We start from the raw sequence: 17,933 nt of genomic DNA, 5'->3' as shown, positions 1-17,933 counted from the left end.
ATTTTTGTGGAATCATAAAAATATATCTAAAAAAATAAGTTAAATTTAAAAAAACATTAACCACAAAGTATACCCTTTTCTACACACTCATCAACTTCCAACTGCAAAGTAACATGATTTATACCATATTCTAACAATTTTTCCTCAACCTTTTTTCGTATTTTTCCCGCATCGCTAAGCATCATGTCCTCAAGCTCGGCATGCGCTTCAAAAAATATATCTTTTTCTCCCACAGACCAGATATGAATGTGATGCACATTTTTAAGTCCATCTATCTGCTCGACAATATTCTTAATCTCTTCAATTGATATATCCACGGGTGTACCTTCCAATAAAATATGTACAGATTTTTTCAATATTTTAAAACTTTCAATTAGTACATACACACCGATTATTATTGTCAGTACCGGGTCAATCCAGTAAATTTTAAAGAAAATTATACCAAGTGCGCCCAGTATAACCGCCACAGAAGATATAGCATCCGAAAGCATATGCAAATAAGCAGATTTAATATTCATATTTTCATGACTTCCAGCCTCAAGAAAATATATACTGAGTAAATTACCTACAAGACCGATTATGGCAATAGTAAGCATTGTAGAGCCCAAAATAGGTTCCGGATAATAAAATTTCTTAAAAGCTTCGAAAAAAAGGAATACAGATATACCCACAAGTACGGCTGAATTTAAAAGGGCAGCCAAAATTTCAGCCCTTTTAAGTCCAAATGTATGTTTTAAAGAATTTTCTTTCTGGCCCAATTTTAGAGCAATATAACTAATAATTACCGCAATTGCATCACTAAAATTATGTAATGCATCGGATATTAATGATAAACTTCCGGAAATTATCCCACCAATAATCTCTGCAAAAGTAATACCAAAATTTAGCAAAATAACCCAAAAAAGCTTTTGAGCAGATACTTCACTTACATCAATATGGTGGTGATTGTGATCATGATCATGGCTGTGGTGATGCCCTTCACACGAATGCTCATTATCATGATCATGCCCATCATGAAATTTTTCATTATCATTCATCATAACACTACCCTGCAAAATTACCATAAATTATTCCGGCAATAGTTGACATAATAACTACCAAAATAACATACACAATAGTTTTCTTAGTGCCAATGACACTTCTTATTACAAGCATATTAGGAAGGCTCAATGCAGGGCCGGACAATAACAATGCCAATGCAGGACCTTTCCCCATTCCTGCACCCATAAGGCCTTGCAAGATTGGAATCTCGGTCAATGTGGCAAAATACATAAAAGCACCTACAATTGATGAGAAAAAGTTTGCAAAAACAGAATTTCCACCTACCAACGCTTCCACATATCTTGCAGGAATTATCCCTTCATGCCCCGGCCTTCCAAGTAAAAATCCTGCGACAAGCACACCTATGAAAAGAAGTGGTATGATTTGCTTAGAATAACTCCATGTCTCATCAAACCAAGATATTCTCCCGTCTTTATCCAATGAAACAAATGAAAATATAACCACCAATGCCAAAGAGATTGCTGTCAAATACCATTTAAGATGATAAATTGTGGCAAACAGTGTCCCTTCTTCTATCGGCTTTGCCCAAGTAGCAAAAATTAATACACCAATCATAGAGATAAAAAATATAATTGTTTTGGCAGGCGAGCCACTTTGGCTTTTAATATTGGTTTTTGGGATATTTACCTGCCTGTCTTTTTCCTCTTTTCTGAATATTAAAGCCATCAATAGACCTATTACGATAGAAAAAGATACAGCTCCGATAGCTCTTGCCAAACCCATCTGATAACCTAACACTCTTGCAGTTAAGACTATCGCTAAGATATTAATAGCAGGGCCGGAATACACAAAAGCTATTGCAGGACCAAGCCCTGCGCCTCTGGAATATATCCCCGTGAACAAAGGTAAAATAGTGCATGAGCATACAGCCAAAATTGCCCCTGACACTGAAGCAATTCCGTATGACACCACTTTTTTTGCCCCGGCACCAAAATATTTTATTACTGATGCCTGCGAAACTTTCACACTCATAGCCCCTGCGATAAATAAAGCAGGGATAAGGCATGTCAACGTATGCTCTCTAATATATTCCTGAAGCATGAAAAATCCTTCAAGTATTGCACCTGAAACCTTTGGTGTATCAAAATCAACTATAAATACGTAAAGAAAAATACCAAGTAATGTAAGAAATTTATTCCTTTCCTTCATACTAAACCACTTTCATTTTTCTGACAAAAATACTCAAGATTTGGAAAATGTCAAGATATTTTTATATATATAGAAATATAATTTAAAAAGGCCTGATTTTAGAATAAGAAGTAATTTATTCTATTCATGACTGTATATTTCTACCCCTTTTTTAAATACTTTTTCCACCCTATTTACGCCGAAATTGTAAACAAGATACTTATAGTCAGGTGCATTAAAAATCAGAAAATCCGCTTGTTTGCCAATATGTATCGAGCCTGTTTTGTCCGACAAACCAAGAGAGTACGCACCATTTATTGTGACAGCGTTTATCGCCTCTTCCATTGTCATCTTCATCTTCAAACAAGCAATTGCCATCACTAAACATATATTGTGAGTGTAAGAGCTACCCGGATTTAAATCAGTAGAGAGTGCAACTATCCCACCTTTTTCCAATATCTTTCTTGCAGGGGCATACTCATCTGACATAAGAAAAAACGTAGTAGCAGGAAGAAGATTAAATACCACCCCTTTATCAATCAGCCTTAGAATGTTTTCATCGCTAATTTTTACCAGATGTTCTCCGCTGACGGCATCAAATTCAGCACACAAAATTGAACCGCCGAGAGGATAAATTTCATCAGCATGAATCCTTATCTTAAACCCCATTTTACTTGCAGCAGTTAGGATTTTTCTTGAGTCATCAATCTCAAACACATCTTTTTCACAAAAAATATCCACATATTCCGCCAAGTCATTACGTTTGACTTCTGGCAGCATTTCATTGATCACTTTGTCAATATATGCATCCTTTTTATCTTTATATTCCAAAGGTATTTCATGTGCACCCATAAAAGTAGCTTTTATATCTACTAAATATTCAGATTTCAGTTTGTTTATAACTTTAAGCTGTTTTATCTCCGTTTCCAAATCAAGCCCATATCCGCTTTTCATCTCTACTGAGCCGACACCATGCTTTATCAGCAGCTCTAAGTCTTTCTTTGCCGCGTTATACAAATCATCAAAGGTCGCATCTCTTACTGCAGCAACGGTTGAATTAATCCCTCCGCCACCTTTTGCAATTTCCATATACGATTTTCCCAAAATTCTTTCATTGAATTCTCTCTCTCTCGAGCCAACAAAAGGGATATGAGTGTGAGGATCTGCAAATGCAGGCAATACTACCTTGCCACATGCATCTATCTCATTATCCCCTTTTACATCTTTTTCAGTTATATCAACAAATATGCCATCCTCTATTATCAAATTCACATCTTCATGTATCTTGAGCTTTTTAACTTCATCTTTAACGGCAAATTTTGGATTTACCGGAGTGACAAGCTGCCCTATATTTTTAACAACAGTTCTCATTTGTAACCCCAATTACTTATAAATTCCGCTACTTTAAAAACTATGCCCGCAGCAAGCCTTGACGTTTGATTGTCAAAATCAAATGCAGGATTTACTTCTGCTATGTCAAACGCTGTAACTTTACCTGACCAGAAAATTTCTTTTGCATAAAATTCAAAATCATCAGGACAAATGCCAAAAGGATTGGGTGCGCTCACTCCGCAGGCATAAGCTTGAGAAAAAACATCCATACATACTGTCACATAAAGTCTGTCCGATTTATCTACGAAAGACTGAAAAGTTGAATCCATTATCCTCATCTTCACATGACTTGCCTCTAAAAATTTGCCGCCAAATTCCATATTTCTTTTAAATAGCTCCTTTGTATTGGAATAATTTTGAACACCTAAGCAAAAATATCTATAATCACTGCCGGTTTCAGCTGCAATTTGAGCAAACATTGTACCCGAGGAAACAGTGTCTTCAAATGGGCGATTGTCAAAATGTGCATCAAAATTAATTATTGCAGGGGAGTGCTCTTTAATCCCCTTGTAAGTGCCATAAGCAACCTCATGTCCACCCCCCAAAACAACAGGGAATCCACCAAAATCTTTAATTTTTTTTACAAGACTACCAAGTAATGCTTGCCCTTTCTCCAAATCTTCATCCACAACTATATCCCCGGCATCACAAATCTTTAATTTATCAAAATGCCATGGCAGAGACGAAAGCATATTTCTTATTGTTTTCGGAGCATCTTTTGCACCTATTCTCCCTTTATTCCTTTTAACACCTTCATCACAACAAAATCCGATTATAACTACCGTATTTTTCAAATCAAAATCAGCTTCCATTAAGTCAATGTTACTAATCACCTGATGCCATCTAAAAGCAAGCCTATTGTCGGCAGAGTCCACTCTACCTTTCCATTCAAATAAGTTATTGATATACTTAGCCACAGCTTACCCCAAAATCCCAAATCTGTTACCTACTTCTATCGCTTTTTCATAACCCGCATCTGCGTGTCTAAAGATTCCCATAGCAGGGTCATTAAAAAGGACGCGCCTAATGCAGCGCTCAGCTCTCTCTGTACCATCAGCCAAAATAACCATCCCTGCATGCTGAGAGTAACCTATACCGACGCCTCCGCCGTGGTGAAAAGATACCCATGTGGCTCCGCCGGCTGTATTTGACATTAAATTTAAAAGCGGCCAGTCAGAAATGGCATCACTTCCGTCCTTCATCCCTTCAGTTTCTCTATTAGGAGAGGCTACAGAGCCACAATCAAGATGGTCTCTACCAATAACAATCGGCGCTTTTACCTTGCCGGTCTTTACAAGCTTATTAAATATTAGCCCGGCTTTCTCCCTTTCACCTAAGCCAAGCCAGCAAATTCTACTGGGCAGACCTTGAAAAGTAATCTTTTTCTGTGCCTCTTCAAGCCAGTGAATCATGTGTTTATTTTCGGGAAAAGCTTCAATTAAAGCCCTGTCAGTCACATAAATATCTTCCGGGTCGCCGGATAATGCAGCCCACCTGAAAGGTCCTTTACCTTCACAAAAAAGTGGTCTTACAAACTCAGGGACAAAGCCGTTAAATTCAAACGCATTTTGCACTCCTCCCTCTTTAGCAAATTCTCTTATATTATTACCATAATCGAAAACTATACTCCCTCTCTTTTTCATTTTAAGCATAGCAGTTACGTGACGGGCAATAGTCCTAATGGATAATTCCCTATATTTCTTCGGGTCATTTTTTCTAAGCTCAAACGCCTCTTTTAGACTCATACCTGATGGGACATACCCATTTACTGGGTCATGGGCAGATGTCTGATCAGTTACTATTTCAGGGATTATCCCATCCTCTAGCAGTTTTTCCAATACATCAGCGGCATTTCCCACAAGTCCTACGGAGATGGATTTTTTCTGTGTTTTAGCATCTAATACAAGTTTGACTGCTTCCTCATAGGACTCGGTCATCACGTCCAAATACTTTGTATCAAGTCTTTTTTTAATTCTTTCAGGGTCAACATCTATCCCCAAAAATGTTGCACCTGCCAAAGTAGCAGCCAAAGGCTGAGCGCCACCCATTCCACCTAATCCCCCTGTAACAAGAAGCTTACCTCTCAAATCACCATTAAAATATTTATTCCCACATTCTACAAAAGTTTCATAAGTCCCTTGTAAAATTCCTTGAGAACCTATGTAAATCCAGCTTCCAGCGGTCATCTGACCATACATAATCAGCCCTCTTTCTTTAAGTTGATTAAAATATTCCCAATCAGCCCACTTCGGGACTAAATTGCTGTTGGCAATAAGTACTCTTGGTGCTTCTTCGTGAGTCCTCACCACGCCAACAGGCTTACCCGACTGGACTAACAAACTGTGTTCATTATCAAGCTCCAGCAAGATGTTTATGATATTTTTTAAAGCTTCCGGGTTTCTTGCCGCCTGTCCAGTCCCGCCATAAACTATGAGATTTGCAGGGTCTTCCGCCACTTCTCTATCAAGATTATTCAAAAGCATGCGTAAAGGTGCTTCCGTTTGCCATGATTTTGCATTAAGCTTATCACCTGTAGGAGCTTTGTACTCCGGATGATTTGCATATCTCTTAATAAATTCCAAATAACTCATCAAATCCCCCTTTTAAATCTATATTCTTCGTTTTTGCTATCTCTTCCGTTACACTCACCATCAATCCTTGCCTGATTATATCTGCCGCTTTTTTCAGGTCTTCAGCAAATATTCTGTCCTCATCGGCGTGATCAATTATTTTTCTCACAACTTCGTGACACTCTTCCAAAAATATGCTCGATTTTAAAGGTCTTCTAAAATCAAAGGCCTGGGCAGCACACAGAAGTTCAACTGCCAAAATATTCTCCAAGTTATCAAGCACTTTATCAAGCTTCCTTCCACTTATTGAACCCATACTCACATGGTCTTCCTGTCCAAGTGATGTTGGCACACTGTCAGCACTGGCAGGGAAGCATAGTGTTTTATTCTCAGTCACAAGGGCTGCAGATGTATACTGTGGAATCATAAAACCGGAATTTATCCCAGTATCTTTCATTAATAGTTTTGGTAACCCCACTTTCCCTTCAAGAAGCAAATATATCCTTCTATCTGAAATATTGCCGATTTCACTCATAGCAAAACAAGCATAATCCATTGGAAGTGCTATAGGCTGACCGTGAAAATTACCTCCACTAATTATATCATCCTCTCCGAAAATAATAGGATTATCCGTTACAGAGTTTATTTCAGTCAAAACGATATCTTTCATATGCAGATAGGCATTTCGTGAAGCACCATGAACCTGCGGGATGCATCTTAGTGAATATGGATCTTGCACCCTATCGCAATATTCATGCGCTTTCAATATCTCTGAGCCTTCAAGCAGCTTTCTAAATCTGTGCGCTACATAAAGACAACCTACATAGGCTCTTAATTTATGTAGCCTTTCTTCAAAAGGTTTGACAGAGCCCATAAGTGCCTCCAAGGACATCGCTCCTATTATATCAGCATTATCAAGAAGATTATTCATTCTAAGCAGGGACTTTACACCAAAAGCCGCCATAAATTGTGTCCCGTTGATTAATGCCAACCCTTCTTTAGGCCCCAATTCAACAGGGTTTAAGCCGAACTTGCTATACACTTCAAAAGTATCACAAACTTTACCATTATATTTTACCTGCCCCTGACCTATCAAAGGCAAAAATAGATGAGCAAGCGGAGCTAAATCACCAGAAGCTCCTACCGAGCCTTGACATGGCACAACAGGGAAAACATCATTTTCCACAAACCACAACATCCTTTTTATAGTATCAATATTCACACCTGAGTATCCAAAAGATAAAGAATGAGCTTTTAGAATAAGCATAATCTTAACAATATCATCTGGCAAATTATCACCCACTCCCGCACTATGGCTTTTTAAAATATTGTATTGGAGTTTAACCGTTTCAGATGTTGAAATCTTAGTAGAACATAGGGGGCCAAAGCCTGTATTAACACCATATACAGGGTTTTCTCTTGCAGCTGCCGTCTGTGTAGCACGATATGATTTTTCAATCTTCTCTTTAACTTCCTCTGAAATCTCCAACACAACGTCTTTATTTAGTATCTTATTGATAATAAAAAGGGTGAGTTTGTCTTTACCTAAATAAAACTTTTTCATTTTGCCTCCAAATTAACCGATTTTCTTACAATTGAGCCATGCTGATTAAACTTAAACTTAGTGCCTATTTTGTACCTGTCTCCAGGCGAAATAAATCTTGCATATGTAACTATTGTATCATCAAACCATGTTCGACGTGTAAGACACAGACAAGGGGTATTTAAAGATATACCTAAAAGCTGGCTAACATCTTTATCCGGCAATACTGCCTGCACTATGTGCTCTGCCTCACTTAGCGGTATAGTTTTCATAAGATATTCGTGGGGAGTTTCAATAAAAAAATCACATTTTATAAAATCAGGTACCAGTTTTTTATTAACATACCTTTCTTCAAACTGAAAAGGGACACCATCAGCCAAATGTACAAATATTCCGCGATATACCCTTTCCCCGGCTTTTAACCCCATTATTTTACTGATACTTGAGGCTGCTTTTATATCCTCTATCTCATAAACTTTAATTGAGTATTTTTTGCCAAGTTGGGTTATCTCCTCTTTGATATTTTTAATTTCCAAAATTTCTGAGACTCTGCTTTCACCTGCCACATAAGTCCCTTTCCCTTGAATTCTCACTAAGAAACCATCCGACACAAGCTCATTTATCGCTTTATTTGCAGTCATCCGACTGACTTTAAATTTTTTTGCGAGCTCATTTTCTGAAAATACTCTGTCTCCTGGTTTCAAGCTGGCAGATTGAATACTATCAACAATAAATTTTTTTATTTTAACATAACTTGGAATCATAAACACTCCTAACTTGTATATACTTGTATATACAAGTTAACAAAGAACGTCAATAAGCTTTTTTAAGTATTGATTGTATTACACAAATTTTCTTTTAAGATAAATTTTGAGGAATGCTGCTACCGGTAAAGAAAAAATCATCCCGCCAAGCCCCAAAAGATAGCCCCCCACCATCAAAGCAAATATCACAGCAGTAGGATGAAGTCCCAAAGATTCACCAACAAATTTAGGCGTAACAATATTACTTTCTATAAATTGAATCACGGTAAAACCTATTATGATATACAGAGGGTGAAAGAAATCACCAAATTGCAAATAAGACATTACAATTGAAGAAACAAAACCAAACAAAAACCCGAAATAAGGGATAAAGCTTAGTATCCCCGATATTACTCCTATCAAAAGTCCGCCATCTACCCCCACAATTACCAGCAAAGCTGAGTAACTTATCCCGAGAAAAGTGACTACAAACAGCTGACCTCTAAAATACCTGCTGATAATTTCATTAAACTCATAAAATGAATTCTCTATATTCAAGTTTCCAAAATTTTTGTTGGCGATTTTAAAAAATTTATCTTTTATCAAATCAAAATCTTTCAAAAAATAAAAAACCAATATAGGTATAATCATAAAATTAAAAAAAGACTGAACAAACGTATAAACCGAGGACGTAAAATTCTTTGTAAAGGAGAATAAAAACTTTGACAGTACATCAAACTTTCCTAAAACAAAATCTTTAAGCATATTTATATCAAATTCAGGGTTTATATTTTTAGCGTAGGTTTCAATCTTTGCGGAAAAAATCTGAAAATATTTCGGAAAATTATTAATTATTGTCAGAAGCTCAGAATACAAAATAGGCAATACAAATATAACAACCATAGCAAGAATTAATGAAAATATTAAAAACACAGCTACAATTGCAAAAGTACGCCCCATCCTCTTTTTTTCCAAATAATCAATTAACGGGTCAAATAAATAAGCAAGTAGTATTGATATGGCAAAAGTGGTTACTATATCTTTTAATTTATTGACAACAACAAATAACAAGAAAAGGAACACCAGCAAAAAAATCTGTTTTAGACTGACTTCAATTTTAACTGTCCGCATAGCAAAATAATTTTAGCATATTTAAAGTAAATAAACATCAAAAAAATATCTTTCAAAGTCAAAATAACTACACTGTCTCCCTTTTTATAGCTTCAATTATTTCATCAGGCTCAGCCCTAACTGTATAGTCAGCCTTACCAAAACTGTAACTAATTCTCATATCGCTGTTTATTACAAAAGTTGCAGGCACTGGTATTTCAGCATTTTCATTTCCATTATATGCACTTAAATTATGCCCAAGTTTTAAGTATAGAGCAACCAATTCATCAGGAAGTTTGAACACAAGATTATACTTCTTTGCAACTTTATTCCCTACATCAGATAATACCTGAAACTTTAATCCGTGTCTGTCAATGGTTTTGTCAGCAAAATCTGGCAACTCGGGGGATACGGCCACAAGGTCAGCATTTACAGAATTAAATTCATCAAGTCTGCTATTAAGATAATTAAGCTGCAGATTGCAATATGGACACCAGCCACCTCTATAGAAAGTCAAAATAACAAATCTGTTTTTTACAGCTTCTGACAATTTGAATTCTTTCCCCAAATGATTCTTCAGCGTGAAATCTATGGCTTTACTCCCAACTTTTGGCAATTTTTCCTCTATTTTGGATGCCACCAAATCATCAGTCGCTTTTTTCATTATTAATTTGATTTCATCTGGAATCTCTTTAAGCCTTTCTTGTTTAAAATTTGCCAACATGCTATTCAAATCCATATTTAACCTCAATCATTTGTATTTGTTATGTTGATAAAATATATGAGCAAATTTTAAAAAGTAAACATATAAATTTAGTAGGATAAAGATTAAAAAAACACGTTAAACAAGAATCAAACTTTTCTTCTAAATTTTTCGTTGATTTTATAAACTTCAGACAATATCAAAGCTACTGCCTTGTAAAGCTCTTCCGGTATCTCAGTATAAATTTCTATTTTGGAAAGTGCTTCTACAAGATTTGGGTCTTCTTTTATCTCAATTCCGTGCTCACGGGCACGCTTTAGTATCTCTTCAGCCACATACCCCTGACCTTTGGCAGTAACCACCGGAGCTTTATTTTTTTCAGGGTCATATTTTAGTGCCGTAGCTTTTTTTCTTGTAAATTTCATTAGGCAAACTTTTTATATTCTTTTAGAGATTTCAAATATATATCGGCAATTTTCTTTTCGAGTTTTCTTTCAATATGAGAAAACGACAAGGCGCCACCACCATGCATTGTGTATATGCCATTATTGATTAAAATTACCTTAAAAAGATTATCAAGTCGAGAAGACTCATTACTCAAAATATTACCAACTGAAAAATCGTTGAGGCTAAATCCTTTTTCAAAAAATGAGATAGAAAAAAGTGACCTGTAGCCCTTGACAAGGGCATTTATTTTAAGGTTTTTGACAATTTCCGATACCGCACCTATAAGATTTTCACCCGATTTATTCAGTTCATCATAATTAAGATATTTTAGCTGCTTTAGTGTTGTTACCCCTGCAACCATAGCAGGCACAGTTGCAGAAAATGTACCGCCACCGGTAATAACCTTTTTGGTTAATATCAACTCCATTATCTCTTTTTTACCACCGTAACACCCAATCGGAAAACCGCCACCAATGATTTTACCCATTGTAATCATATCGGGCGACACACCAAACACCTCAGAAATACTACCGTACCTGAATCTAAACCCTGTAATAGTCTCATCAAAAATCAAAACACTGCCATTTTCGTCGCAAAATTTTCTTAAGAATTTAAGATATTTTTCATCCGCAGCAATACCACCGCCAGCACCCAACACAGGCTCAATTATAATACATGCAACTTTCTGTTTTATTGCATTCAAAATTTTACTTGACTCATCAATGTTATTAAAGGGGATTGCAACAGTTTCATCACATCTGTTTTCAAATGGAGGCTTTACCTGATATGCAAGGTCAGAATTACCACCGTGCCAGCCACCTTTAATTTTAACAACGATACTCTTCTCAGTGTATGCCCTTGCAAGTCTTGTGGCGTACATTGTGGCCTCTGTCCCTGAAGTACAAAACCTTAGTTTTTCAACTTCAGGGATTGCTGATTTAACTGACTCTGCCAACTTTAACTGATATTCATTTATAATACCTGTATGCCATCCATTTTTTTCTGCCTGAATCACTTGCTTTAAAAGATTTTTATCACAATGACCAAGGATATTTGCATAGTGTCCCATCCATAAATCTATCAACCTGTTACCTTCAATAGAATATATATAAGGGCCTTTGGATTTCTTTATCACAAAAGGGAAAGGTTCAAAAAACCTTATATCGTGACAAACACCGCCGGGAAAAATATTCAAAAACTTTTCATTGAAAAGCTGCCCCGATTCAAAAAATTTTGCAGAATATTTTTTGTAAATTTTATTCATCTTTTTTCCCCGCCATATCGGCAAAATACAGCGCATTGACTGCTGCTCTGCCATTTTCAAGATTGCAAAATGAAACAAACACATTATTAGAAACGATACTAAGCTTTCTTATATCTTCATAAACTTTCTGAAGCTCTTCCTCTTTGTAAGAGTAGTTTAAAATCTTCTCTTCAGGAATCATCCAAAGATTGCTTCTACCATAAAGTCTAAAATAAGTATTACTGTTTGTTGTTACAGGATAATATGGCGCAAATCCTGTTGTTTTAGGCATGTCTACAACAACCAAGCCCAGAGAATGTGTCCTCATATCTTCCAAATATCTTTCTTTATACCAAGTCCTGCTTGGCAGCTCAAAAAATATAGGTAACTCATTAAAATCATCTTTCAGCTTAAGCATCAGTTCAAAATTTGCCTTTGAAGCAGAAAATTTTGTACTAAAATCACACAGATACGCTATCCCTATATCTTCTTTTAACAACGGGGCCACAGCATCTTTAAACTCTTTTAAATCATCTGCCGTATATTTCCCTTTCATAAATATCTTATTTATTCTGATGGATACTTTGGTATTCCCTTTCAACCTTTCAGCAATACTCATAGTAGTTTTTAAAATTGGCATCTTATAAAAAGTATAGGTAAGCTCTAAAAAGTTAAAATATTTACAGTACTCATTTAACATATCATAATTTGATACATTTTGGGGATAAAATGTCCCTTTCCAGTCATCATACTTGTATCCGCTTGTGCCAACATAAAGCGGCGTGTCCTGAATATATTGTGTTTTTCCCATATTACATCCTTATTTTTTTTGAATCATTTATTACTTTTGAGTGAAATAATCAACAGAAGTTTTAAACTATTGCATATCTTACCTCAATTTACCATAACAAAATCAATAACTATTCTTATCATCACTGAATTATAAAGGTAAATCTAAATCATATTCTTCAATAGGCTCTCTTAGCAAGCAACTTTCCAGCTGATTTTCATTTTTAAACCCTTGCAGTTTTTTTCTATATTCATTCAATATTGTTTCATTTTCTATTTCAATTTTTCTATTTTTACTTATTTCAAGATATTCTTCCTCAATATCAATCCCCAAAAATTTTCTATTTAATATATTCGCAGCAATTCCTGTTGTACTACTTCCAGTAAATGGATCTAAAATCCAAGCATCTTGTTTGGTTGAAGCAAGAATTATTCGTGTTAATACAGATAATGGTTTTTGTGTTGGGTGTTTGCCACAAGTTTTTTCCCACTTTGCAATAGCAGGTAATCTCCATACATCTGTCATTTGCTTTCCGTTATTTAATTCTTTCATTAATTCATAATTGAAATAATGCGGCACTTTTGCATTTTTTCTTGCCCAAATTATCTGCTCTGTTGAGTGAGTAAAATAACGACATGAAAAATTTGGAGGCGGATTTGTTTTTTGCCAAGTAATTACATTTAATATTTTAAAATCAAGCTCAGTTAAAATTTGCCCAATACTAAAAACATTATGAATAGTGCCACTTATCCAGATAGTAGCGTCCTCTTTCATTTTATCTCGAATAAGCTCTAGCCACCTTCGATTAAAATCATTAACGAATTTAAAACCCTTTGATTTATCCCATTCCCCTTTATTAACACTCGTTATTTTCCCGTTTTTTATAGTCAGCCCATCATTAGACAAAAAATAAGGTGGGTCGGCAAAAACCATATCAAATTTAAAGTCAAATTGCGGTAAAAGTTCAAACACATCACCGTGTAGTAAAATAAATGCTTTGTCTTTTGATTTGAAATATGGTTTAATCATTTAACAATATTACTTTTTTTAAAAAAGGAACCCTAGCATAAAAAGCTCGTGAAGTTGAACCATGACCGGCACCTTTTGTTCTAGGCTGGACAAATTTTCCCATTTTACCACTCAATGCATCAAACCCTTTATCTATAATCGTCTTTCTTACCAATTCATAGTCTTCTTTAATTTGTGCATATATTTCATCGTTTTCAATATTGAATGTATGTATTCCATATACCACAGAAGCCGGCTCATTAACACCCTCCCATATTCTGGATAGTATCAGTATTTTCTTCATTTTTGCCAGTAAATGACTTTCTTCAAATGGTGTATTCTTAACATTAAACGGATCAATCATGGTAATTGCCATAGTTTCTTTGATTGTTAAATTTCCGTTTTTAAGTTTTTTTAAAGATATTGTTTTTAACTCCCATGAGCCAAAGTTAGGAGATTGAGCTGAATTAATAGGTAAACCTAGGTAATGCTCTATAACATGGCCAGCCCAACCTTTATTTTTCTTCCCATTTTTAAATACGGTTACATCATAACTCTTAGCTAATTCTCTTAAATCCTTACCTTTAAGTTCCTGAAGTAGTAAATGTGCTTTTTCTCTGTCCATCCATAAGCTCCATTTCATTTAAAGAAAAATTTGTTATTAACAGTTCTGTCAATTCTCCTCTTTTATCCGGATTTGAGTTTATATTCCTTCTTGCAAACACCCTTTTTATATGAAATTCACTGTATAAGTCATCAAAAAAGTTGTCGTTCGGATTTTTTCCTTTTACATCGGAATTGCTTAAAATCCAACAATAACCTAAAGAATCTAATTTTTTACAAAAATTAGAGAGTCTTATTTGAGCCGCATCGTCAAACTCTTCTTTTGAATAAGAATTAAAACTGGAGGTTTTACTTAAAGGTTTGTATGGAGGGTCAAAATAAAATAAAGTTTCCTCCTCAGCATATTTCAATGTTTCTTCAAAATCTTCATTTAATATAATTACTTTTTGTAATGCTTTATTTACTGCTCTTAAATTTTCCTCATCGCAAATCATGGGCTTTTTGTAACTACCTATAGGAACGTTAAATTCATTTTTACGGTTTACACGATATAAACCATTAAAACATGTGCGGTTCAGAAAAATAAACAAAGCTGCCTGCATAGTTGGTTTTGAACCTCGCATATTAAATTCGTCCCTTTTTGAATAATAAAAATGTTTTTTTGCATCTAAATTGTCTTCAAGTAAGTGATATTCTTTTTCCAATTCTTTCAAGACTAAAATCAGTTCATTTATATCATTTTTTATTACATTGTAAGTACTTATCAAATCAGAATTAATATCATTTATAACTATTTTTTCCAATTCGGGATAATTTTCAATCATATAAAATAAAACTGCACCTCCACCAACAAAAGGCTCAATAAAAGTAAATTTTTTGTATTTAAAGCAGGCAGGTATTGTTTTACCAATTTCATCTAAAAGCTGAGATTTCCCGCCCGCCCATTTAACAAATGGTTTTGCCATTGCAACCTCTCGATTTTTTACCCCACAAATTTCTTTAGCACATAAGGTAATATTCCACCAGATTTATAGTACTCTACCTCTATTTCAGTATCAAGTCTTGAAAGGGCTTCAAATTCTATCTTTGCACCATCCTCTTTTTCGGCTATAACTTTTAAAATTTGCCCGGGCTTTAAATCACCAAGCCCTAAAATCGAAAATTTTTCATTTCCGCTTATTCCAAGACTTTCATAAGACTGACCTTCCCTAAACTGCAGCGGCAAGACACCCATTCCTACAAGATTGCTCTTATGAATCCTCTCAAAACTCTCTGCTATTACAGCCTTTACACCAAGAAGCACTGTCCCTTTTGCCGCCCAATCCCTTGATGAGCCACTCCCATATTCTTTTTTGCCAAGGACAATGAGGTTTCTTCCTTCCTTTAAATATTGCATAGCAATATCAAAAACATATCCTTCTTCTTTTTCAGGAAATTTAACGGTAAATCCACCCTCTTTTGGCGCAACCAATCTATTTTTTATTCTGACATTTGCAAATGTACCCCTCATCATAACCTCATGATTCCCCCTTCTTGAACCGTAAGAATTGAAATCCTCAACCTTTACTCCATGCTCAAGAAGATATCTCCCTGCAGGGTAATCTTTTGGAATAGAGCCTGCCGGGGAAATATGGTCAGTAGTTACACTGTCCCCCAAAACAAGAAGCGCATAAGCATCATTTATATCACCATTATCTTTTACTTTATCAAAATCATCCACAAAAGGTGGTTTTTTGATGTAAGTAGAATTTTCATCCCAGCTATATACTTTACTCTTTTCAGCATCAAGACTCTGCCAGAATTTATCGCCATCAAAAATTACGCTATACTCTTTTTTGTAAAATTCCGGGTCTATACTGTTCTGAACATATTCTGCTATCTCTTCCTGGCTTGGCCATATATCTTTTAGATATACCGGCTCACCGTTAGGGTTATATCCAAGTGGCTCTTTATCCATATCAATATTTACTTTTCCCGCAATGGCAAAAGCAACCACAAGCATAGGGGATGCAAGAAAATTTGACCTGACCCTGTTATGTACCCTTGCTTCAAAATTTCTGTTGCCTGACAATACGGAAGCAACATTTAACTTGTTATCAACTATTGCCTTTTCAATTACAGGGTTAAGTGGACCGCTGTTGCCTATACAAGTGGTACATCCATAGGCTGCAACATGAAAACCAAGTGCTTCCAAGTATGGCAAAAGGTTTGACTTTTTTAGATAATCTGTAACTACTTTGGAACCTGGAGCAAGGGAGGTTTTTACATATGGTTTAACCTTTAACCCTTTTTCTACGGCTTTCCTAGCAACAAGTCCTGCACCAATCATTACAGAAGGGTTTGAAGTATTTGTACATGAGGTGATTGCAGCTATCACAACACTGCCATCTTTTAAGGTAACCCTTTCATCATTTAGTACAATTTCGGTTTGGCTATATTTATTTTCAATTATTTCATCAAATTTCACCTTGATATCTTTAAGGAAAATTTTATCCTGAGGTCTTGAAGGTCCTGCAAGGCAAGGCTCCACCTTTGACAAGTCAAGCTCTAATAAATCGGTATATTTTGGATTCTCATCCCCCTTGAAAAACATACCGCTGAGCTTGTAAAACTTTTCAGTAAGTGTCGCATAATTCTTCCTATTTGTCCTTCCCAGAAAATCAACAACATGACTGTCTACAGGAAAGAAATTGACAGTAGACCCGCATTCAGGAGTCATATTGGAAATGGTAGCCCTGTCCGGAATAGGAAGATTCAAAACACCCTGCCCAAAGAATTCGACAAATTTACCTACTACTTTATATTTTCTTAACATCTCCGTAATTGTTAAAATTAAATCGGTAGCTGTTACCCCTTCTTTCAATTCTCCATAGAGTCTCACACCTATTACTTCTGGAAGTGCCATAAAATAAGGCTGCCCCAGTGCAACAGCTTCAGCTTCAATACCACCAACCCCCCAACCAAGTACACCTATACCATTTATCATAGGTGTGTGAGAATCTGTCCCTACAACAGTATCGGGGAAAACTAAGTCTGAGCCACCTACCTCATCTGTCATAGCTACTCTGCCAAGATACTCAAGATTTACCTGATGGCAAATTCCTGAATTTGGCGGAACTACTTTGAAATTTTCAAAACTTTTCTGCGCCCATTTTAATAATTTGTATCTTTCACTATTTCGGCTGTATTCAAGGGCAACATTTTTATTAAGCGCATCAGAAGCACCATAATAATCTATCTGAACAGAGTGATCACATATAAGCTCCACTGGCACCTGAGGATTAATCATGGAGGCATCCAGCCCTTTTTCATTAACTGCATCTCTAAGCATTGCAAGGTCAACCACACAGGGTACGCCGGTAAAATCCTGCATTAACACTCTTGCCGGATAAAAAGGTATTTCAAATGGCTTGTCATATTTCCCTTTATACTCTAATATTTCATTAATATGTTCATCTTTGACTATTTTACCGTCATACTTTCTTAAAATATTTTCAAGAAGTACCCTTATTGAAAAGGGTAGATTTTTAACCTCCGGCGATAACTCTGAAATGTCAAAATATTGATATTTTTTATTTTCATGTTCAAAATATTTGATAAATTTTTCTTTTTCCATGTTTCACCTCATTA

16 protein-coding genes are annotated in these 17,933 nt (G+C 35.6%); all 16 read right to left on the bottom strand.

All coding sequences use genetic code 11. The annotated features are described in order from the left end of the window. Positions 1-56 precede the first annotated feature (56 nt). Complete coding sequence (locus LF845_RS00940) at positions 57-1,064, bottom strand: cation diffusion facilitator family transporter (protein WP_242819109.1); 1,008 nt, start codon at positions 1,062-1,064, stop codon at positions 57-59. Then, positions 1,045-2,211: a permease gene (locus LF845_RS00935; protein WP_242819108.1), complete on the bottom strand. Its 1,167-nt coding sequence runs from the start codon at positions 2,209-2,211 to the stop codon at positions 1,045-1,047. The genes LF845_RS00940 and LF845_RS00935 overlap by 20 nt, the downstream gene beginning before the upstream one ends. Positions 2,212-2,331: 120 nt before the next feature. After that, entirely contained in the window at positions 2,332-3,561 is a 1,230-nt protein-coding gene (gene hutI / locus LF845_RS00930; protein ID WP_242819107.1) for an imidazolonepropionase, read from the bottom strand. Next, the gene (gene hutG, locus LF845_RS00925; RefSeq protein WP_242819106.1) at positions 3,558-4,499 is read right to left on the bottom strand and encodes a formimidoylglutamase; all 942 of its coding nucleotides are present in this window, start codon (positions 4,497-4,499) and stop codon (positions 3,558-3,560) included. Before hutG ends, hutI begins: the two co-directional genes overlap by 4 nt. A 3-nt stretch (positions 4,500-4,502) precedes the next feature. Further along, positions 4,503-6,173, bottom strand: a complete 1,671-nt coding sequence (gene hutU, locus LF845_RS00920; protein ID WP_242819105.1) for a urocanate hydratase — start codon at positions 6,171-6,173, stop codon at positions 4,503-4,505. Continuing rightward, the gene (gene hutH, locus LF845_RS00915; protein ID WP_242819104.1) at positions 6,151-7,716 is read right to left on the bottom strand and encodes a histidine ammonia-lyase; all 1,566 of its coding nucleotides are present in this window, start codon (positions 7,714-7,716) and stop codon (positions 6,151-6,153) included. The genes hutU and hutH overlap by 23 nt, the downstream gene beginning before the upstream one ends. Next, positions 7,713-8,459: a histidine utilization repressor gene (hutC, locus tag LF845_RS00910; protein ID WP_242819103.1), complete on the bottom strand. Its 747-nt coding sequence runs from the start codon at positions 8,457-8,459 to the stop codon at positions 7,713-7,715. The genes hutH and hutC overlap by 4 nt, the downstream gene beginning before the upstream one ends. Before the next feature lie 78 nt (positions 8,460-8,537). Beyond that, positions 8,538-9,569 (bottom strand): AI-2E family transporter, encoded by a 1,032-nt coding sequence (locus LF845_RS00905; RefSeq protein WP_242819102.1) that lies wholly within the window; start codon positions 9,567-9,569, stop codon positions 8,538-8,540. Between the two features lie 67 nt (positions 9,570-9,636). Then, on the bottom strand, positions 9,637-10,287 hold the full coding sequence (locus tag LF845_RS00900; protein ID WP_242819101.1) for a peroxiredoxin-like family protein: 651 nt from the start codon (positions 10,285-10,287) through the stop codon (positions 9,637-9,639). Between the two features lie 113 nt (positions 10,288-10,400). Next, a complete protein-coding gene (locus tag LF845_RS00895) occupies positions 10,401-10,676 on the bottom strand; it encodes an EscU/YscU/HrcU family type III secretion system export apparatus switch protein (protein WP_242819100.1) in 276 nt (91 codons plus the stop codon). Beyond that, positions 10,676-11,962 carry an aspartate aminotransferase family protein gene (locus tag LF845_RS00890; RefSeq protein WP_242819099.1) on the bottom strand — a complete coding sequence of 429 codons (1,287 nt, stop codon included), beginning with the start codon at positions 11,960-11,962 and terminating at the stop codon, positions 10,676-10,678. Before LF845_RS00890 ends, LF845_RS00895 begins: the two co-directional genes overlap by 1 nt. Further along, the gene (locus LF845_RS00885; RefSeq protein WP_242819098.1) at positions 11,955-12,752 is read right to left on the bottom strand and encodes a DUF72 domain-containing protein; all 798 of its coding nucleotides are present in this window, start codon (positions 12,750-12,752) and stop codon (positions 11,955-11,957) included. Before LF845_RS00885 ends, LF845_RS00890 begins: the two co-directional genes overlap by 8 nt. A gap of 129 nt (positions 12,753-12,881) precedes the next feature. Then, positions 12,882-13,760, bottom strand: a complete 879-nt coding sequence (locus LF845_RS00880; RefSeq protein WP_242819097.1) for a DNA-methyltransferase — start codon at positions 13,758-13,760, stop codon at positions 12,882-12,884. Further along, complete coding sequence (locus LF845_RS00875) at positions 13,753-14,364, bottom strand: MvaI/BcnI family restriction endonuclease (protein WP_242819096.1); 612 nt, start codon at positions 14,362-14,364, stop codon at positions 13,753-13,755. The genes LF845_RS00880 and LF845_RS00875 overlap by 8 nt, the downstream gene beginning before the upstream one ends. Then, a complete protein-coding gene (locus tag LF845_RS00870; RefSeq protein WP_242819095.1) occupies positions 14,324-15,268 on the bottom strand; it encodes a DNA adenine methylase in 945 nt (314 codons plus the stop codon). Before LF845_RS00870 ends, LF845_RS00875 begins: the two co-directional genes overlap by 41 nt. Before the next feature lie 17 nt (positions 15,269-15,285). Next, the gene (gene acnA / locus LF845_RS00865; RefSeq protein WP_242819094.1) at positions 15,286-17,919 is read right to left on the bottom strand and encodes an aconitate hydratase AcnA; all 2,634 of its coding nucleotides are present in this window, start codon (positions 17,917-17,919) and stop codon (positions 15,286-15,288) included. Between the last annotated feature and the right edge of the window lie 14 nt (positions 17,920-17,933).

Source organism: Deferrivibrio essentukiensis (assembly GCF_020480685.1).
Classification (GTDB): domain Bacteria; phylum Chrysiogenota; class Deferribacteres; order Deferribacterales; family Deferrivibrionaceae; genus Deferrivibrio; species Deferrivibrio essentukiensis.
Note: the sequence above shows the minus strand (reverse complement) of the source record. Positions and strands in the feature narration are given on the sequence as shown.